This window comes from Pseudomonas sp. URMO17WK12:I12 (assembly GCF_000514395.1).
Classification (GTDB): domain Bacteria; phylum Pseudomonadota; class Gammaproteobacteria; order Pseudomonadales; family Pseudomonadaceae; genus Aquipseudomonas; species Aquipseudomonas mucoides.
In genome coordinates this window covers 24,438-44,082 of the sequence record NZ_AZVV01000007.1, presented here as the reverse complement: position 1 = coordinate 44,082, position 19,645 = coordinate 24,438, and the positions used below count along the sequence as shown (strand labels likewise).

Below are 19,645 nucleotides of genomic sequence, written 5' to 3'. Positions count from 1 at the left end.
ATTCCAATGTGGGAGCGAGCCTGCTCGCGAAGAGGCCCCGAAAAACACCGCCCTATTCAGCCATGCATTTTTTTTGAACAAAAATGAAACCGGTTTCAGAGGTATAAAAACAATGAACACACCCCCCGTTTCCATCAGCCTGTCCAGCTACGGCGCAGACCTTGTGCGCCAACGTGGCCAAGGCAGTTTTATCGATGTGCTGGCCGCCGCCGGCGCTACGCGCATTGAATGGCGCGAAGAGCTGCTGACCGATGAAAACCCGCTGCAACTGGCCGACAACAGCCACGCCCAGGGTCTGGAAAGCATCTACTCATCGCCCATGGAGCTGTGGCTGGCCGGTCAGTCAAAACCCAATCCTGAGCTGACCGCGACCCTGCAGCGTGCCCAAGCGTTCGGCGCCAAATGGCTGAAAGTTTCCCTGGGTTACTTCACCGACAACAATGATCTTCAGGCACTCAGCCGCGTCCTCGCCCAGAGCCCGGTACAGGTGCTGGTGGAAAACGACCAGACCTTGCACGGCGGTCGCATCGAACCCTTTCAACGCTTTTTTACTCAAGTCGAACACCACAACCTGCCGATCAAAATGACCTTCGACATCGGCAACTGGCACTGGCAGGACCAATCCGCCGCCAGCGCCGCACGGTTGCTCGGTCGGCATGTCGGTTACGTGCACTGCAAAGCCGTGACCCGCCGGGCCGACGGAAAACTGGTTGCGATCCCGCCAACCGCCAATGATGTGCACGAGTGGGAACACCTGCTGCGACACATGGCCCAAGGTGTTATGCGGGCGGCGGAATACCCGCTGCAAGGCGATGACCTGGTGCAACTGACCACCGAACACGTCGCTGCCCTCGCCCGCCTTGGCCAATCCCGGTTGGAGAACGCTCATGTCTGAGTTCGATATCCTGTCGTTCGGCGAAACCATGGCGATGTTTGTCGCCGAGCAAAGCGGTGATCTGGCCGACGTCGGCCAGTTCCACAAACGTATTGCCGGAGCGGACAGCAACGTCGCGATTGGCCTGTCACGGCTCGGCTTCAACGTGGCGTGGCTGAGTCGAGTGGGCGCCGATTCATTGGGCCGATTTGTCGTCGATACGCTGCGCAAAGAAGGTCTGGATTGCAGCAACGTCGCCATCGACCCAGCGCATCCGACCGGTTTCCAACTCAAGTCCCGTACCGACGATGGCAGCGATCCGGCCGTCGAGTATTTCCGGCGTGGTTCGGCCGCCAGTCACTTGTCGGTGCAATCGATCTCCTCGTCACTGCTCGACGCCCGGCACTTGCACGCCACCGGTATTCCACCGGCGCTGTCTGCATCTGCCCGGGAAATGTCCTTCGAACTGATGACCCGCATGCGCAATGCCGGACGCAGCGTGTCGTTCGACCCGAACCTGCGCCCGAGCCTGTGGGCCAGCGAGCAACAGATGATTACCGAAATCAACCGCCTCGCGGGCCTCGCCCATTGGGTGCTGCCGGGGTTGAGCGAAGGCCGTTTGCTGACCGGGTTTGAAGACCCGGCGGACATTGCGGCGTTTTATCTGGATCTGGGTGTTGAAGCGGTGGCGATCAAACTCGGCCCGCATGGGGCGTATTACCGCACCTCACTGGATCAGGGGTTTATCGCGGGCATACCGGTGCAAACCGTGGTGGATACGGTCGGCGCTGGCGATGGCTTTGCGGTCGGGATGATCAGCGCGTTGCTGGAAAACCAAAGCGTTGCCGATGCGGTGCGGCGTGCCAACTGGATTGGCAGTCGTGCGGTGCAGAGTCGGGGGGATATGGAAGGGTTGCCGACCCGGCTGGAATTATCTACTGAATTTGAGGGCGTCAATCGCCAGCAAGCTGTGCGCCTACAGGCGTTGTAGGAACCGAGCTTGCTCGCGATGACACCCGCACAAACGCTGAAGATGTAACTACCTGCTGCGACAAAAACAACAAGCTCAGGAGCACTGCCCATGAAAACCGCCTCACTCGCCACCCGCCGCTGGTGGTACATCATGCCCATCGTGTTCATCACCTATAGCCTGGCGTATCTGGACCGCGCCAACTATGGCTTCGCCGCTGCCTCGGGCATGGCCGCCGACCTGATGATCACGCCGGGCCTGTCGTCGATGCTCGGCGCGCTGTTCTTCCTTGGATACTTTTTCTTCCAGGTGCCCGGCGCGATCTATGCCCAGAAACACAGCGTCAAAAAGCTGATTTTCGTCAGCCTGATCCTCTGGGGCGGGCTCGCGACGCTGACCGGGATCGTCTCCAACGCCTACTGGCTGGTCGTCATTCGCTTCATGCTAGGCGTGGTTGAAGCCGCGGTCATGCCGGCGATGCTGGTCTATCTGTGCCACTGGTTCACCCGTGCCGAACGCTCACGGGCCAACACGTTCCTGATCCTCGGCAACCCGGTCACCATGCTCTGGATGTCGGTGGTGTCGGGCTATCTGGTACAGCATTTCAGCTGGCGCTGGATGTTCATCATCGAAGGTTTGCCGGCAGTGCTGTGGGCATTTATCTGGTGGCGCCTGGCGGACGATCGTCCGGCGCAGGCCAAGTGGCTCAGCGATCAAGAGAAGCAGGACCTGGAAAGCGCCCTCGCCGCCGAACAGGTCGGCATCAAAGCGGTGAAGAACTACGCCGAAGCCTTTCGCTCGCCGAAGGTGATCATCCTGGCGTTGCAGTTTTTCTGCTGGAGCATTGGCGTTTACGGCTTCGTGCTGTGGCTGCCATCGATCCTCAAGGCCGGTGCGCAGATGGACATGATCGAAGCCGGCTGGCTCTCGGCGCTCCCGTATCTGGCCGCAGTGATCGGCATGCTGCTGGTGTCGTGGGGCTCGGACAAACTGCAGAAGCGTAAACGCTTCGTCTGGCCGCCGCTGCTGATTGCCTCCATTGCGTTCTACGGTTCCTACGCCTTGGGCGCCGAACATTTCTGGTGGTCCTACACCCTGCTGGTGATTGCCGGCGCCTGCATGTACGCGCCGTACGGGCCATTTTTCGCCATCGTCCCCGAAATCCTTCCGGCCAACGTGGCGGGCGGTGCCATGGCATTGATCAACAGCATGGGCGCGCTCGGTTCGTTTGGCGGCTCCTATCTGGTCGGTTACCTGAACAGCTCCACCGGCTCGCCCGGCGCTTCTTACTTGCTGATGAGCGGCGCGTTGATGCTCTCGGTGGTGCTGACGATGTTCCTCAAGCCCGGCGCCAGTGACCGGGTCGTGGCCAAGGCCGATACGCAACGGCCAGTGACGGCTCACCCTTGAACATGAAGTTGAGATGATGACGATGAAAAAGCAGGTCGTGCTGTACAAGAAACTCTCGCCGCTGTTGATGGCTCGCCTGCATGAGCACACCGACGTGACGCTGATCGATAACCTCAACCCAGAAGGCATTGCACAACTGCGCGACGCCCTGCCCCGCGCCCAGGGTTTGCTCGGCGCGAGCCTGAAACTGGACGCGCAGTTATTGGACCTGGCGCCGAATCTGAAAGCCATCGCCAGCGTCTCGGTCGGTGTCGACAATTACGATATCGACTACCTGACCGAACGCCGCATCTTGCTGAGCAACACGCCGGATGTACTGACTGAAACCACGGCAGACACCGGTTTCGCGCTGATTCTGGCGACCGCCCGGCGCGTGGTGGAATTGGCCAACATGGTTCGCAACGGCCAATGGCAACGCAACATTGGCCCGGTGCATTTCGGCACGGATGTGCATGGCAAGACGCTGGGCATCATCGGCATGGGGCGTATTGGTGAAGCCTTGGCTCAGCGCGGGCATTTCGGATTTGGCATGCCGGTGATTTATCACAGTCATTCGCCGAAACCGGCGGTGGAAGCGCGTTTCAATGCACAGTACCGCAGCCTGACGGAGCTTTTGCAGCAAGCTGATTTCATTTGCCTGACCTTGCCGCTGACGGCTGAAACCGAAGGGCTGATCGGCGCCGAGGAGTTCGCCTTGATGCGCCCGGAAAGTATTTTCATCAATATTTCCCGGGGCAAGGTGGTGGACGAAGCAGCGCTGATCGAGGCGCTGCGTACAGGACAGATTCGGGCGGCAGGGCTGGATGTTTTTGAGCGTGAACCGCTGCAGTTGGATTCACCGTTGATGACGTTGAATAACGTAGTGGCGACGCCTCACATGGGCTCGGCGACGCATGAAACGCGGGAGGCGATGGCGCGGTGTGCGGTGGATAATCTGCTGATGGCGTTGGCTGGAGAACGGCCGAAAAACCTGGTGAATGCCGGGGCGTGGCAGGCTTAAGACATTTGCTGTTCTTCAGGCGGCCATCGCGAGCAAGCTCGCTCCCACATTGGATCTGTGGCGTTCACAAACCCCTGTGGGAGCGAGCTTGCTCGCGATGAGGCCAATAACTTCAGGCTCTACGCGCCTCCAGCAGGTCCGCCGCACACAACGCAATCCGCCGACACGCATCCGCCAGCTTCACCTGATCCACCACCAACCCAATCCGGATATGCCCCGCCGCACTCGGCCCGAACGCCTCCCCGGCCAGCACCGACACCCCATAACCCTCAAGCAACCGTTCGGCAAAGCCCTGGGCGCCGAGCCCGGTCTGGCGTACGTCAACCATCACAAACATGCCGCCATCCGGACGGATCGGCTGGATGCCGGGGCATCCGCTCAACCGTGCGCACACCAGATCCCGACGCTGACGATATTCCTCGCGCATCAGCGCCACTTCCGGCAAGTTTTGATCCAGCGCCAATTGCGCGGCGTTCTGGATGAAGTCCGGAATCCCGAACAACATGCACAACGACAGATTCACCAGGTGCTCGGCCATGGGTTTCGGCCCGATCGACCACCCCACGCGCCAGCCGCTCATGGCGTGGGATTTGGACAGGCTGTTGATGGTCGCGGTGCGCTCGGCCATGCCCGGCAAACTCGCCGGGCTGATGTGTTCGCCCTCGAACAACAAGTCGCTGTAGACCTCATCGCTGATCAGCCACAGGTCATGGCGCACGCACAATGCTGCCAGCGCTTGCCAGGTCTTCAAGGACAGGCTGGCACCCGACGGATTGTTCGGACTGTTGAGCAACAGGACACGGGTCTTGGGCGTGATCAGCGCCGCCACATCCGCCGGGTCAACGCGAAAGCCGTTCTCCGGCCGCACCGCCACCGGCACCACTTTAGCGGCACAGGCGCCGAACACCCCTTCATAGGTCACGTACATCGGTTCGGCGACGATCACTTCATCACCAGGATCGAGCAGGCATTGCGCAACGGAATACACCGCGCATTGCGCCCCCGGAAACACGATCACATGATCGGCGTCCACCGCCTGACCACTGCGTTGCCTATGGCGTCGCGCGATGCTGCTGCGCAATCCGCGGCTGCCGCGCACGTCCGGGTAGTGGGTGTCGCCGGCCTGCAAGCTGTCGATAGCGGCCTGGACAATCGGTGGTGGCGTGTCGAAATCCGGATCGCCGATCGACAGAAGCAGGACATCAATGCCCTGCTCGCGCATGTCCAGCGCTCGGTCATGAATCCGCCAGGCTGCCGCTCCGTCGCCGGCGATTCGTTGGGTCAAGGCTGAATAGCGCATGTGATTCTCCTGTCGCGCGCGGACTCCCAGCCTTCACCCTATCTCAAATCACGAAACGCGCCACCATCGCATTCAAATCCACCGCCAGGCGCGACAGTTCATGGGTGGCGACGCTGGTCTGGTTGGCACCGGTCGCGGACTGAGTGGCCAGGTCGCGGATGTTCACCAGGTTGCGGTCGACTTCGCGGGACACTTGCGCCTGTTCTTCCGACGCACTGGCGATCACCAGGTTGCGTTCGTTGATCAAGTGGATCGACTGGGTGATCTGCTCCAGCGCGACACCGGCGGCGCGGGCCATTTCCAGGGTGCTTTGGGTGCGCTGATTGCTTTGCTGCATCGACGAAACCGCTTGGCCGGTGCCGTTCTGGATGCCGGCGACCATTTTTTCGATTTCCTGGGTCGATTGCGCAGTGCGATGGGCCAATGCCCGCACCTCGTCTGCCACCACGGCGAAGCCTCGTCCGGCTTCACCGGCACGGGCAGCTTCGATGGCGGCGTTGAGTGCCAGCAGGTTGGTTTGTTCGGCGATGGCGCGAATAACGTCCAGCACTTTGCCGATGTCACGGCCCTGCGCGGCCAGCCCTTCGATCATCACCGAGGTGTTTTGCACGTCGTGGGTCATGGTCTGGATTGCGTTGACGGTTTCCACCACCCGGTCACGGCCTTCGCGGGCGGCTTGGGTCGACTGGCTGGAGGCTTCCGAGGTCGACACCGCGTTGCGCGCGACCTCTTCCACGGCGGCGGTCATTTCGTTGACGGCGGTGGCAGCTTGTTCGATTTCGTTGTTTTGCTGTTGCAGGCCACGCGAGGCTTCCTCGGTCACGGTGCTGAGCTCTTCAGCGGCAGCGCCCAGTTGCGTGGCGGAACCGGCGATCTGTTCGATGGTTTGGCGCAGGTTGGTTTGCATGGCGGCCAAGGCGCCGAGCAAACGAGCCGGTTCGTCCTTGCCGTCAATCTCGATAACTTTGGTCAGGTTGCCGCCGGCGATGGTTTCGGCCGCCTGCACCGCGCGGTTCAGCGGGGTGACGATGCTGCGGGTCAGCAGCCAGGCCAGCAGCACAGTCATGAGCGACGCCAGCACCGACACCAGAATGATGCCGTACACGGCGGTGTTGTAGTTTTCTTCGGCGGTGACACCGGCCGTTTTCGCGGCCTCATTGTTATAGGCCACCAGCTTATTCAGCTGTTCGCCCATCAGGTCGGTGCCGTCCTTGATCCGCGTGTTGATCAAGGTGCGCAGCTCCTCGACCTTGTTCTGGCGCGAAAGGTCCAACATTTCGCGCTGCGCTTGCATGTAATTGTCCAGCGTCGCGCTGAACACTTTATACAGCGCCGCTTCGTCCGGGCCCATCGGCAATGCGGCATAGCTGGCCTGCGCCTTGCGCGCCTTGTCGGTGAGCACGGCAATGCGGGTTTCGGCTTCTTGCAGGCTGGCCGGTTCGCGGTTGACCAGAATCCGGAACGACAAAATGCGCATGCGCAGGATATTTTCGGTGACATTGCCCAGGAAGCTGACGCTGGGCAGTTGAGTACTGCTCATATCGATTGAGGATTGACGGATGATCGACATGCGGTTCACGGCAAACACACCCAGCACGATGACGAGCAAGGCAATGAAAGCAAAACCGAGGAAGGCGCGAGGCGCGATGTTCAGATTACGCAGTGACATAAGTGGATTCTCGGGTGATTGAGGCTGCGAGCATCCTTGCCGGTGATCACTGAAGGGGCGTTCCTTCAGCTCGGCGCCACTGTCGAATCGGGTGTGTGAGCGTCTATAAGTTGTATCGGCCGGGGATGAGGATTTCTGCGGGGGATGAGCAAATATATTTCGGGGGGGATGAGTGTTTCACTCATGAAACACAAATCCCTGTAGCAGCTGCCGAAGGGTGCGTTCGACTGCGAAGCGGTCGCGTTTTTTAGATCCTGCGACTGCTGCACACTCGAACGCAGCCTCGCAGGCTCGACAGCTGCTACTTAGCGATTCGCCAGACCCGTGCGATGTCGCTCGCGCGATCTTTCAGCAACCGTGGCGCTTCGGCGCACGCCTGTTCCAGCGTCATCGGACCACTGGCCAAGGCAAACGCCGCATCGATGCCGTGCTCGTACAACGCCTGATAACCCTCGCCCAACGTGCCCGCGATCACGATCACCGGCACGCCTTGCTGCCGGGCAATGCGCGCCACGCCGAACGGCGTCTTGCCGCGCAAGGTCTGCGCATCGAAACGCCCTTCGCCGGTAATCACCAGGTCGGCACCTTGCACGGCTTCAGCCAGCCCAACCAACTCGGCAACCACGTCCACACCGGCCTGGAACTGCGCGCCGAGAAACGCCTTGGCGGCAAATCCCAGACCGCCGGCCGCCCCACTGCCCGGTTCGTCCTTGACGTCGTGACCCAACGCACGCGCACACAGTTGGGCAAAGTGCCCCAGCGCGTTATCCAGTTTCTGGACTTGCTCGGGCGATGCGCCTTTCTGCGGGCCGAAAATCGCCGAAGCGCCGTGAGGGCCGCACAGTGGATTGTTAACGTCGGCAGCAATGTCAAAACGCACGCCACTCAGGCGCGAATCCATGCCGCTCAGATCAATGCGATCCAGTTGCGCCAACGCCAAACCGCCCGGTGCCAGGGTTTGCCCCTGCGCATCCAGCAACTTCACGCCCAGCGCCTGCATCGCCCCGGCACCGCCATCGTTGGTGGCGCTACCACCAATTGCCAGAATCACCCGTTGCGCACGGGCATCGAGTGCCGCGCGAATGAGCTCGCCGGTGCCGAAGGTGCTGCTGGTGCACGCGTCGCGTTTGCCCGGCGGAACCAGTTGCAGGCCACTGGCCTCGGCCATTTCGATGATCGCGGTGTGGTTGTGCGGGAGCCAGCCCCAGGCGGCGTCAACGGTTGCACCGAGTGGCCCCCGCACCTTCGTGCGGCGCCATTCGCCCTTGCACGCGGCCAGAATAGACTCGACCGTGCCTTCGCCGCCGTCGGCCATCGGGCATTTGACCAAGTGCGCGTCCGGCCACACGTCTGCCAGCCCCAATGCAATGGCGTCGGCCACGCCTTGGGCGCTGAGGCTGTCCTTGAACGAATCGGGGGCGATGACGATTTTCATGCGAATTCTCCAGTTCCAATGCGCTCCATGCTGCCAGTAGCCCCGGACAATAACGCCAGTCCGCTGCACAAGTGGGTGTGGCGTTTATTGTTCATTTTCACAAAACCGCACGACTACACACTGTGTTGTAGCCGCTGCCGAGCCTGCGAGGCTGCGTTCGGCCGCGAAGTCGTCGTAAACCCGGCAAGCGCAATTTCCCTGACACACCGCAGTGCATGATTTTACGACTGCTGCGCAGCCGAACGCAGCCTCGCAGGCTCGGCAGCTGCTACAGGGGTTGTGTTCGGTCAGTCGGTTTGGGGCAGGAGCTGGACGCCGAGGTAGAGCGCAAGCATCCCGTCCAGCCTGAGAGGATCAACCCCACTCAACTCGGCAATCCGCTCCATCCGATACCGCAAGCTATTGCGATGAATCCCCAGCGCATCAGCACACGCCTGGCTCTGACCATCGTGATCACACCAGCAGCGCAGCGTCGCCAACAGTTGGCCGTTACCATCCTTGGCAATGACTTTGCGCAGCGGCTTGAGCAATTCGTCCAGCGCATCGTCATTACGATGCCGCCACAGCATCACCGGCAATCGATAACGGGTCAGCGTCAGCAAGCGCGAACGCGGCAACACATCGCGTCCATACGCCAACAAATCACCCACGCGCCGGTAGCAGCGCCGCAGCCCCAATAAGCCATCGGCCTGCCCGCCCACGGCGATGCGCAAAATGTTCCAGCCCAAGCCGTCGAGTTTTTCCAGCAGCCGATCATTCTCGATCGATTGCGAAGCCGGTCGGCACCACAGCAACGACGACTTCGCCGAACTCACGCACCAACTGTCCGGGTAACGCGACATCAGCCAGGCGCTCAGCGCTTCAACGGTTTGCGCCGGGCCGTGTTCCAAGCCCAGTTCAAAAAGATACGGCACCCGCGTCATCTGCGGCTTGAGCCCCAATTGCTGCGCCTCATCGAGCAAGCGCGGCGAGTCCCCGGCCTCGCTCAGCAGCAACGCGAGCAGATCGTCACAACGCTGACGCCGCCATTGCTGGTCGGCCTGCTGATTGCGCTGGCCGACCAGCATCTCGGCGGTCATCCGCACCAACTCGGCATAGGTGCGCAACGGCTCGGGCTCGCCAGTGATGCCAAGCACGCCAATCAAGCGCCCATCCAGCAGCAGCGGCAAGTTGATCCCCGGTTGCACGCCCTTGAGATGCATTGCCGTTTGCGCGTCGATTTCCACCACCCGCCCGTTGGCCAGCACCAATTGCGCACCCTCGTGGCGGGTGTTGATGCGCTCCGGTTCGCCGCTGCCGAGAATCAATCCCTGGCTGTCCATCACATTGACGTTGTACGGCAGGATGGCCATCGCCCGGTCGACGATGTCCTGGGCCAGGTCGTGATCGAGTTCGAACATAACGGTGATCCTTGAAAACGGGGTGGGACGGGTTGTTCACCCGCACAGGCCTTGGTCGCAAACCCTGTGCTCAGGCACAAAGACAACCACCCAAGGCGTGGCCGAGACTCACTGGGCGATCAACGTTACCCTTGCATCGCAAAAAATCATAATAAAGAGAGAGCCGCCATGTCACAGAGCGCCGCCGCTACCCAGGCCATCGTTGACGAGAAAAACGCCGTCTACAAACGCATTACCCTGCGTTTGATCCCCTTCATCTTCATCTGCTACCTGTTCAACTACCTCGACCGGGTGAACGTTGGATTTGCCAAACTGCAGATGCTCGACGCCCTGAAATTCAGCGAAACCGTGTACGGCCTCGGTGCCGGGATCTTCTTTATTGGCTACGTGCTGTGCGGCGTGCCGAGCAACCTGGCCCTGACCAAATTCGGCCCGCGACGCTGGATCGCGCTGATGATGATCGTCTGGGGCACGCTCTCGACGTGCCTGCTGTTCGTCACCACCCCGACCGAGTTCTACACCCTGCGCCTGTTCACCGGCGCCGCCGAAGCCGGGTTCTTCCCGGGCGTGGTCCTGTATCTATCGCAATGGTTCCCGACCTTCCGCCGGGGCCGCATCATGGCGCTGTTCATGTCGGCGATCCCGGTGTCCGGCCTGCTCGGCAGCCCCTTTTCTGGCTGGATCCTCAATCACTTTGGTGCAGGCCAGGGCGGCTTGGCCGGCTGGCAGTGGATGTTCCTGCTGCAAGGCATTCCGACTGTGATCCTCGGTGCCCTCGCCTATTTCCTGCTGAGCGACAGCTACGCCAACGCCAAATGGCTGACCCCGTTCGAGCGCTCGGTACTGGAAGCGGATCACGCTGAAGACCTGGCCAACAAGCCGAAAACCACCACGGATTCGTTGCTGGCGGTGTTCAAAAACCCGGCGATCTGGGCGTTTGGTTTGATCTACTTCTGCATCCAGAGCGGCGTGTACGCGATCAACTTCTGGCTGCCGTCGATCATCAAGAACCTGGGCTTCAGCGATAACCTGGTGATTGGCTGGTTGAGTGCGATTCCGTACCTGTTGGCGGCGGTGTTCATGTTGCTGGTCGGTCGCTCGGCGGACCTGCGCAAGGAACGTCGCTGGCATTTGGTGGTGCCAATGTTGATGGGCGCGGTGGGTCTGTTGATCGCGGTGAATTTCGCGACGACGCCGGCGATTGCGATTCTCGGCCTGAGCATCGCCACCATGGGCGCCCTCACCGGCCTGCCGATGTTCTGGCCGGTGCCGACGGCACTGCTGAGCGCGGGCGCGGCGGCGGGTGGTCTGGCGTTGATCAACTCCATGGGGCAGATGGCAGGTTTCCTCAGTCCTTACCTGGTGGGCTGGGTCAAGGACAGCACCGGTTCGACGGATGCTGCGCTTTATCTGCTGGCGGGTGTGATTGTGGGTGGCAGCTTGCTGGCACTGCGGATGACGCGGACGTTGCGGGTGTAACGAAGCCTCTGCCCCTGATCGTTCCCACGCGCGTGGGAACGATCATCTCGAGACCGCTTTAGCTATACGGGTCGACGTTATCCAGCATCCGGTTCACCGCCAGTTCACCCAGCATGACGGAGTTTTGAATGCCCAGCAGTGTATGGCGCTGTGTGCCGTTCAGTTGCCCGGCGAAATCACTCAACATCACACTCGCTGACGCCAACGTCTCGCAGGCGTTGACCAGCAGGGTTTCGTGATCGGTGTCGGGGCCGATGGAATAGAGGGTGCTGGGTTTGCGTGGGGTGTCTTTGGGGATGACCGGTTTGAGGTAGTAATCGAGGGCGCGGTCGGCGGCGGTGTTGAGTTTTTTGGGATTGGTGGATTCGTACGGCGAAACGTCGTCGGTGTCGATGTCGGTTTCTGGTGGGTTGGGTGTGATCTTGAACATAGATGAAACTCCAAATCAGAAAATAGGAGCCATCACTCTCGCTACCAAACGAAGTGGTGGTGGCCATACGAAGGTTGGTAGACCGGTGACTTGGAAACCGGCGCGCTCGAAAGCGCCCTGCGCATGGCCACCATAAAGAATCAGACCGCAGGGGCTGTATCAGGTGTGCTATGCACTAAGTCAACCGGGCTACCAAACCCGATCGCTGTTTTTCAGCGACGAGCAAACGATAGAGCCCAGCCCCAAGGCGCACAAGCCGGCGGATTCTGGCGCAGTCGTAGGCAACGGCGCAAGGTTATGTAGCCTCCAGCCCCTTCCCTCCCGCCCGTTTAAACATTGCTGTTTATTGCCACAGGCTCATTCCTACACTGGCTCCACCATTGAGCTGATATTCCGATTGCTCCCGACGACGGTTCTGGTATTTGATTGAGGCCTTTCCCCCCCCCACCGGTAAAAGGATTTCCTCATGAGCTATCGCACGCTGGGTCATTCAGGTTTACAGGTCTCTACCCTGACCCTGGGCACCATGATGTTCGGCGAACAGACCAGCACCGAAGATTCCCTGCGGATCATCGACAAGGCCTGGGACCAGGGCATCAATTTCATCGACACCGCCGACGTTTACACCGGCGGGCGTTCCGAAGAAATCGTCGGCGAAGCGATTGCCGGCAACCGCCACGAATGGGTGCTGGCGACCAAGGTTGGCTTCGGCCCGGTGGACGGTGTACCGAACCGCAGCGGCTTGAGCCGCAAACACCTGTTCAACGGCATCGACGCCAGCCTGACCCGTTTGGGCACTGACTACCTCGACATCTATTACCTGCACCGCGAAGACCACAACACGCCGCTGGAAGTGACCGTGTCGGCGATGGGCGACCTGATTCGTCAGGGCAAGGTTCGCTATTGGGGTTTGTCGAACTACCGTGGCTGGCGCATTGCCGAGGTGATCCGTGTGGCCGATCAACTGGGCGTCGACCGGCCAGTGATCAGCCAACCGCTGTACAACATCGTCAACCGTCAGGCCGAGACCGAACAAATCACCGCCGCCCACAATTATGGTCTGGGTGTTGTGCCTTACAGCCCGTTGGCGCGAGGTGTGCTCAGCGGCAAATATGCGCCGGATGTGAAGCCGGACGCCGATAGCCGCGCCGGGCGTGCCGACAAACGCATTCTGGAAACCGAATGGCGGGTTGAGTCGTTGCGCATTGCCCAGCAGATTCAGCAGTACACCCAGGAACGTGGCGTGGGGATTGTCGAGTTTGCGATTGCCTGGGTGCTGAACAACGGCGCGGTCACTTCAGCGATTGTCGGGCCGCGCACCGAAGAACAGTGGGACGCGTACACCAAGGCGCAAGCGGTGAAGATTACGGCGCAGGATGAGGCGTTTATTGATTCGCTGGTGGTGCCGGGGCACTCGTCGACGCCGGGGTTTAATGACGTGAGCCATTTTGTGTCGGGCCGTAAACCCCGCACCCACTGAAGAAACACACAACCCGTGTGGGAGCGTGGCTTGCCCGCGATGGCATCGACGCGGTCTGAGGGATGTACCGCGGTGTCTGCATCGCGGGCAAGCTACGCTCCCACACTAGGTTTGTGGTGATTGATCAGCCGATATTCGACTGTAAAACCACGTATCCTCTGCGCCCTGTTTCACCTTCAACCTCGCGAGGGCAGTTTGTCTAAAGGTATCGCTTTATCGGTGTCGGCCTCGGTGCTGTTTGCCGTCATGTACTACTACACGTCGTTGCTCACGCCCCTGAGCGGCGTGGAAATTTTCGGCTGGCGCATGTTGCTGACCGTGCCCTGCATGACCGTGTTCATGGTGGTGTCCGGCGAGTGGACGCGCGTGGTGGAGATTGTCCGGCGCGCCATGGCGAATCCGACATTGATCGCCGCCCTGATCGCCTCCTCGGCCCTGCTTGGCGTGCAACTCTGGCTGTTCATGTGGGCGCCGCTCAACGGCTACAGCCTGGACGTATCACTGGGGTATTTCCTGCTGCCACTGACGATGGTGCTGACCGGGCGAATCGCCTACGGCGAACGCTTGTCCTACCTGCAAAAAGTCGCCGTGGTACTGGCCTGCCTCGGCGTGATCAATGAGGTGTATCAGGTCGGTGGTTTTTCCTGGGCGACGTTGCTGGTGTGCATTGGTTATCCCACCTATTTCATCGTGCGCAAGCGCCTGGCCTCGGACAACCTCGGTGGTTTGTGGCTGGACATGGCGTTGACGCTGCCGGTGGCATTCTGGTTTGTGCAAAGTGGCGAGCAAGGCTTCGGCGTGTTCGATCAACACCCGTGGCTGTCGCTGTTGATCCCGATCCTGGGGGTGATCAGCGCGTCGGCATTGGTGGTCTACATCATCGCCAGCCGCTTGTTGCCGTTTAGTCTTTTCGGGTTGTTGAGTTACGTCGAGCCGGTGTTGTTGCTGGGCGTGGCGTTGCTGCTGGGGGAAAGCATCAAGCCTGGGGAATGGTTGACCTATATTCCGATCTGGATGGCGGTGGTGGTGCTGGTGTTCGAAGGCTTCAAACACCTGATGCGACAGCGCCGCCCTTAAGCCTTACACAAAACAAATGCAGGAGTGAGCCTGCTCGCGACAGCGTCTTCTAATTCAACATCAATGTTGACTGAAAGACAGCTATCGCGAGCAGGCTCACTCCTGCAGGTTTAGTGGTGTGGCGGGTTACTCGGTGGCGAGCACGCCACGACGAACCTGGTCGCGTTCGATCGATTCAAACAGCGCCTTGAAGTTGCCTTCGCCGAAACCATCGTCGCCTTTACGCTGGATGAATTCGAAAAACACCGGCCCCATCAGGGTTTCCGAGAAGATCTGCAACAGCAGGCGCTTGTCACCCGACTCGGACGAACCGTCCAGCAGAATGCCCCGCGCTTGCAGTTGATCCACCGGCTCGCCGTGGTTTGGCAAACGGCCTTCGAGCATTTCGTAATACGTTTCCGGTGGCGCGGTCATGAAGCGCATGCCGATGCTTTTCAGGTGATCCCAGGTCTTGATCAGGTCATCGGACAGGAACGCAACGTGCTGGATGCCTTCGCCGTTGAACTGCATCAGGAACTCTTCGATCTGCCCGGCGCCCTTGGACGACTCTTCGTTCAGCGGGATGCGGATCATGCCGTCCGGCGCGGTCATGGCCTTGGAGGTCAGGCCGGTGTATTCGCCCTTGATGTCGAAGTAGCGAATTTCGCGGAAGTTGAACAGCTTCTCGTAGAAGTTGGCCCAGTAGGCCATGCGACCGCGATACACGTTGTGCGTCAGGTGGTCGATGATTTTCAGGCCGGCACCGACCGGGTTGCGGTCCACACCTTCGATGAACACGAAGTCGATGTCATAGATCGAGCTGCCTTCGCCGAAACGGTCGATCAGGTACAGCGGCGCACCGCCAATGCCTTTGATCGCCGGCAGGTTCAGTTCCATCGGACCGGTTTCGATGTGGATCGGCTGGGCGCCGAGTTCCAGTGCGCGCTTGTAGGCGAGCTGCGAATCCTTGACGCGAAACGCCATGCCGCATACCGACGGGCCGTGCTCGGCCGCGAAGTACGAAGCAACGCTGTGCGGTTCGTTGTTGAGGATCAGGTTGATCGCGCCCTGGCGATACAGGTGCACGTCTTTGGAGCGGTGGGTCGCCACCTTGGTGAAGCCCATGATCTCGAAGATCGGCTCCAGGGTGTTCGGGGTTGGCGATGCGAATTCGATGAACTCAAAGCCCATCAGGCCCATTGGGTTTTCGTATAAATCTGCCATTTTGGCGCCTCATCATGCTTTTAGAATTAACAGTTAAAAAGTGTTAGTTGCTAGCAATGCTGAGACCGGCGGGTGGCGCACAGGAGATGCCCCGCACGCTGCGGGCGAGGAAGTCACCGTAGATCAATTGAAACCCAAAACTCTTCATTGTCGACCCAAGGCTCTTGCGGGCGAGGCTTCTGCTGCCAGAAGACGTTTATTATTGTATGCGTAACCCGATTCTACACAGCGTAAATCGGTTTGTCCGCCTTCTGTATCAAATCCCCTTTTCCCCTACTCGCGCAAGGGGTTTATTACAGAGGAAAATCCCCGCCAGAATCAACACGCCGCCAAGGTACATCGCCAGTGTCAACGGCTCGCCCAGCAACAGTGCGCCGAGGATGACGGCGGTCAACGGGTTCAAGGCTATGAACACTCCTGAACGCGTCGCGCCGATCTGGCGGATGCCGTCGTAATAACCAATGTAGGCCAGCGCCGAACCCAAAACCCCGAGGTACATCAGGCTCAGCCATTGTTGCGGACCGAGGCTGAGCAGCGCGCTGACACTCAGTTCACCGCGCACGGCACTGGTCACCCAGAGCATCGCCGTGCCCAACAGAATCGAATACGTCACCGTCTGCACCGGCCCCAGCGAATGATTCAGCGCTTTGGAGAACAGCGAATAAATACCCCAGCCGAGCACGCAGCCGAAAATCAGCAAGTCACCTATCCAGGCATCAGCGTTGCCGGCCAATAGCTGCGGGTTACGACTGGCAATCACCACACTCGCCCCGGCCATACAAATCACGATGCCGAAGACTTTGGCCCGGCTCAGGCGCTCCTTGAACAGCAACCATGAGGCGAGGCCGATCACTGCCGGGTTCAGCGCAACAATCAACGAGGCTCGCGAGGCGTTGATGTAATGCAGCCCATAAAAGAAGCACAGGTTATAGAAGAAGATCCCGAAGAACCCCAGCAGCGCCAGTCGCAGCCATTGTTGCGGGTTCGGCCGGATCAACGGGATACGCGCCAACAGCAGAAACAGCAACAACGCCGCGCTGGCCAGCAGGAACCGCAGGCTGGCGGCGAACAACGGGCTGAGACTGTCGGCGAGAAAACGCCCGGCCACAAATGTCCCGCCCCAGATCATGGTGACGGCGGCGAGTTTCAGATACACCGGTGTGTGCGAAGTCATTGTTTTCGCAGAGATTGTCATGGAGAAGCAAAACCAGGGCGAGGAAGATGACGTATCATTCGACTAATCAACGATCATCGTAAAATGAGTAAAAACTCATGACCCTGACTCAACTCGAGATTTTCTCGCTGGTTGCTGAACTGCGTGGTTTCACGGCGGCAGCCAATCGCCTGGGGATTTCCCAGTCGGCGGTGTCTCACGCGCTCAAGTCGCTGGAACAGGAACTCGGCGTCGAACTGCTGCGGCGGCATCAGTCCCAGGTCGAACTGAGCGATATCGGCCAACAACTGTTAATGCGCGCCCGAACAATGCTCGGGCTGGCCAACACCTTGCGCCAGGAAGCGGCCGATGCGCGCGGGATGAAGCGCGGCACGTTGCGCATCGGCTCGTTTGGCCCGACCTCATCGATCCGCCTGCTGCCGCAGATCCTGCAGCACTACCGCACGGCGCATCCGGGCATTGAAGTCCACATCGACGAAGGCCCGGATCGCCAGGTGATTCAATGGCTTGAAGAGCGGCGAATCGACATCGGTTTTGTGGTGCTGCCTGAAGAACGCTTCGACACCTTCGCACTGCTGGAAGATCAGATGGTCGCACTGGTGCCTGCCGAGCACGCACTGGCCGATCGCGACAATCTGAGTTTGAGCGATTTGTGCAACGACCCGTTCGTGCTGACGGAGGCAGGCTCATCGGAGCTGGTGTCGCGACTGTTCAGCGCCGCTCGCCTCATACCGAACATCCGATATCGCTGCTCACAATTGCTCAGCACGCTGGACACGGTCAGCCGCGGCGATGCGTTGACGGTCGTGGCTGAAAGTTCTCTGCCCGACAACGTCAACAGTCGCTATGTGAAAAAACCACTGTCGCCCCCCGTTATTCGCCAGGTCGGACTGGCGGTGCTGGACCAGCGTCAGGCGTCACCCGCGACGCTGGCCTTTATCAAACTGGCCACTGGCCTGAACGCTCATTGAGCGGCATAAGCGCCAAGGGCCAACTATCATGGCCACTACCTGAACTCTTTATGGGAGGCGTGTTGTTGTCCTGCCCGCAGTTGAGAGCCCTGTTTCTGTGTGAGAGATTTCGCGAATGCCATTGAGTGCCAAACGCCGTCGCCCGTTGCGCATCCGCATTCTGGTGACCCTGCTGTGTGGATTGCTTCCGGTGATATTGGGTTTTGCCATTCTCTATATGCAGGCTGGACGAGCTCTTGAGCAAAGCACCCGGGTGACCGCAGACGAAGCCGTGCGCCAGTTCGAACTGATGCTGGACAACACGGCGCAGTCCGCGAGCGAGTTGTTGCCGCTGGCCGGAAAAAATTGCGACGACGTCATACTGGCCTTGCGTGAACAAGTCACCCGCCGCCCGTTTGTGCGCTCGGCCAGCCTGGTGTGGGATGACAACCTTTATTGCACTTCGTTGTTTGGTAACACTCAGCAAAAGGTCGACGCCGCAAACTACGTGCAAGGCAAGTTGCGGCTTATGAACGGCAACCCGGTCACCCCCGATACGGCGTTGCTGGTGTATCGCCTGAATGAGGGAAAACAGGGGGCGATGACGACGCTGGACGGTTACCACTTGACTAATGTGCTGCGCCTGATTGGTCGCAAGACGATACTGCTGCTGCAAGTGGGGCCGTACTGGTTGTCGGTCGACGGCAAAGTCCACGAAGGCGCCCTGCCCGCTTTGCCCTTGGCCGAAAGCGAACAGACGTCCTCGCGCTATGCCTTTTCAGTCGTCTCCGGTTTCCCAGAAGGGGAAAACTGGCGTTACATGGCCAGCGAATATCCGCCGTTGTTCAGCCTGCTGATTTTTTTTGGCGTGGCATCGGGCGCCATCGGGCACGTCTTGCAAAGGCGTTCATGGTCGCCCATTCATGAAATGCAGCGCGCCCTCGCGGCCGACGAGTTTGTTCCCTGGTTTCAGCCCGTGGTGCATGGCGATACCCGGAAGTGGTCCGGCACCGAAGTGTTGATGCGCTGGAAGCACCCAAAGGAAGGCCTGGTCCGGCCTGATCTGTTTATCCCGTTCGCCGAAGACTCCGGGTTGATCGTGCCCATGACCCGTTCCCTCATGCGCCAGACTGCGCAATTGCTGGGGCCTGTTTCTTCCTCGTTCGCCGAGCCCTTTCACATCGGCATCAATATCACTGCCAGCCACTGCAAGGACCTGGAACTGGTCAAGGACTGTCGTGAGTTTCTCAGTGCCTTTGCACCCGGCTCCATTTACCTGGTGCTGGAACTGACCGAGCGCGAATTGATCAAGCCCAGCGACATTACGTTGGAGCTCTTTGAACAACTTCATGCACTGGGCGTGATGATCGCGATTGACGACTTTGGCACCGGGCATTCCAGCCTGGGTTATCTGCGACAGTTCAATGTGGACTTCCTGAAAATCGACCAGAGTTTCGTGGCCATGATCGGCATCGACGCCCTTTCACGGCATATTCTGGACACCATCATCGAACTCTCGGCCAAGCTCGATCTGGGGATCGTTGCCGAAGGTGTCGAAACCGAAGAACAAAGCGACTATCTGACCGCCCACGGTGTGAACTTCCTGCAAGGTTATCTGTTCGGTCGACCGATGCCCGCCGCAGAATTCATTAGCGCATTAACCCACCATTAACTAATGGTTTTATGCGACGAATCATCGGCATCGCGCACCAAATTGAATCAAAAGACTACTGTTGTTACATGAAGAAAATGTCAGGATTTACTCTTGGCCAATTAACTACTACAATTTTTCGT

At 59.7% G+C, this 19,645-nt stretch carries 16 protein-coding genes; 9 read left to right on the top strand and 7 right to left on the bottom strand.

The genetic code is table 11. The features are described 5' to 3' along the window. The first annotated feature begins 112 nt into the window (after nucleotides 1–112). From D882_RS0109525 to D882_RS0109510, 4 genes are all read left to right on the top strand, one after another. Nucleotides 113–895 carry a sugar phosphate isomerase/epimerase gene (locus tag D882_RS0109525; RefSeq protein ID WP_027923014.1) on the top strand — a complete coding sequence of 261 codons (783 nt, stop codon included), beginning with the start codon at nucleotides 113–115 and terminating at the stop codon, nucleotides 893–895. Next, nucleotides 888–1,865, top strand: a complete 978-nt coding sequence (locus D882_RS01000000130935) for a sugar kinase (RefSeq protein WP_032833478.1) — start codon at nucleotides 888–890, stop codon at nucleotides 1,863–1,865. Before D882_RS0109525 ends, D882_RS01000000130935 begins: the two co-directional genes overlap by 8 nt. 90 nt (nucleotides 1,866–1,955) lie before the next feature. Next, a complete protein-coding gene (locus D882_RS0109515) occupies nucleotides 1,956–3,254 on the top strand; it encodes an MFS transporter (protein ID WP_027923013.1) in 1,299 nt (432 codons plus the stop codon). Between the two features lie 22 nt (nucleotides 3,255–3,276). After that, nucleotides 3,277–4,254 (top strand): NAD(P)-dependent oxidoreductase, encoded by a 978-nt coding sequence (locus tag D882_RS0109510; protein ID WP_027923012.1) that lies wholly within the window; start codon nucleotides 3,277–3,279, stop codon nucleotides 4,252–4,254. Nucleotides 4,255–4,366: 112 nt separating this feature from the next. Here D882_RS0109510 and D882_RS0109505 read toward each other — a convergent pair whose 3' ends face one another. The 4 genes from D882_RS0109505 to D882_RS0109490 all read right to left on the bottom strand — a co-directional run bounded on the left by D882_RS0109505 (nucleotide 4,367) and on the right by D882_RS0109490 (nucleotide 10,058). Next, nucleotides 4,367–5,554, bottom strand: a complete 1,188-nt coding sequence (locus D882_RS0109505; protein WP_027923011.1) for a pyridoxal phosphate-dependent aminotransferase — start codon at nucleotides 5,552–5,554, stop codon at nucleotides 4,367–4,369. Nucleotides 5,555–5,597: 43 nt separating this feature from the next. Next, a complete protein-coding gene (locus D882_RS0109500; RefSeq protein WP_027923010.1) occupies nucleotides 5,598–7,223 on the bottom strand; it encodes a methyl-accepting chemotaxis protein in 1,626 nt (541 codons plus the stop codon). Between the two features lie 301 nt (nucleotides 7,224–7,524). Continuing rightward, nucleotides 7,525–8,658, bottom strand: a complete 1,134-nt coding sequence (locus D882_RS0109495) for a glycerate kinase (protein ID WP_027923009.1) — start codon at nucleotides 8,656–8,658, stop codon at nucleotides 7,525–7,527. A gap of 287 nt (nucleotides 8,659–8,945) precedes the next feature. Next, entirely contained in the window at nucleotides 8,946–10,058 is a 1,113-nt protein-coding gene (locus D882_RS0109490) for a sugar diacid recognition domain-containing protein (RefSeq protein WP_027923008.1), read from the bottom strand. A gap of 168 nt (nucleotides 10,059–10,226) precedes the next feature. Here D882_RS0109490 and D882_RS0109485 point away from each other — a divergent pair, with 168 nt between their 5' ends. Further along, the gene (locus D882_RS0109485; protein WP_027923007.1) at nucleotides 10,227–11,537 is read left to right on the top strand and encodes an MFS transporter; all 1,311 of its coding nucleotides are present in this window, start codon (nucleotides 10,227–10,229) and stop codon (nucleotides 11,535–11,537) included. 58 nt (nucleotides 11,538–11,595) lie between these two features. On the opposite strand, the gene D882_RS0109480 is transcribed toward D882_RS0109485, so the two are convergent. Then, a complete protein-coding gene (locus tag D882_RS0109480; RefSeq protein WP_027923006.1) occupies nucleotides 11,596–11,967 on the bottom strand; it encodes a DUF6124 family protein in 372 nt (123 codons plus the stop codon). 466 nt (nucleotides 11,968–12,433) lie between these two features. On the opposite strand from D882_RS0109480, the gene D882_RS0109475 reads away from it, so the two are divergent. Next, nucleotides 12,434–13,447, top strand: coding sequence for an aldo/keto reductase (locus D882_RS0109475; RefSeq protein ID WP_027923005.1), 1,014 nt, complete (start codon nucleotides 12,434–12,436; stop codon nucleotides 13,445–13,447). Nucleotides 13,448–13,642: 195 nt separating this feature from the next. After that, a complete protein-coding gene (gene rarD / locus D882_RS0109470; RefSeq protein ID WP_027923004.1) occupies nucleotides 13,643–14,524 on the top strand; it encodes an EamA family transporter RarD in 882 nt (293 codons plus the stop codon). A gap of 126 nt (nucleotides 14,525–14,650) precedes the next feature. Here rarD and hppD read toward each other — a convergent pair whose 3' ends face one another. Continuing rightward, the gene (gene hppD, locus D882_RS0109465) at nucleotides 14,651–15,727 is read right to left on the bottom strand and encodes a 4-hydroxyphenylpyruvate dioxygenase (protein WP_027923003.1); all 1,077 of its coding nucleotides are present in this window, start codon (nucleotides 15,725–15,727) and stop codon (nucleotides 14,651–14,653) included. Between the two features lie 256 nt (nucleotides 15,728–15,983). Further along, complete coding sequence (locus D882_RS0109460) at nucleotides 15,984–16,901, bottom strand: DMT family transporter (protein WP_371258944.1); 918 nt, start codon at nucleotides 16,899–16,901, stop codon at nucleotides 15,984–15,986. 98 nt (nucleotides 16,902–16,999) lie between these two features. Between D882_RS0109460 and D882_RS0109455 the strand changes: the two genes are divergently transcribed. Both D882_RS0109455 and D882_RS0109450 read left to right on the top strand, forming a co-directional pair. Next, complete coding sequence (locus tag D882_RS0109455; RefSeq protein WP_027923001.1) at nucleotides 17,000–17,872, top strand: LysR family transcriptional regulator; 873 nt, start codon at nucleotides 17,000–17,002, stop codon at nucleotides 17,870–17,872. Nucleotides 17,873–17,987: 115 nt separating this feature from the next. Then, a complete protein-coding gene (locus D882_RS0109450; protein WP_027923000.1) occupies nucleotides 17,988–19,523 on the top strand; it encodes an EAL domain-containing protein in 1,536 nt (511 codons plus the stop codon). The last annotated feature ends 122 nt before the right edge of the window (nucleotides 19,524–19,645 follow it).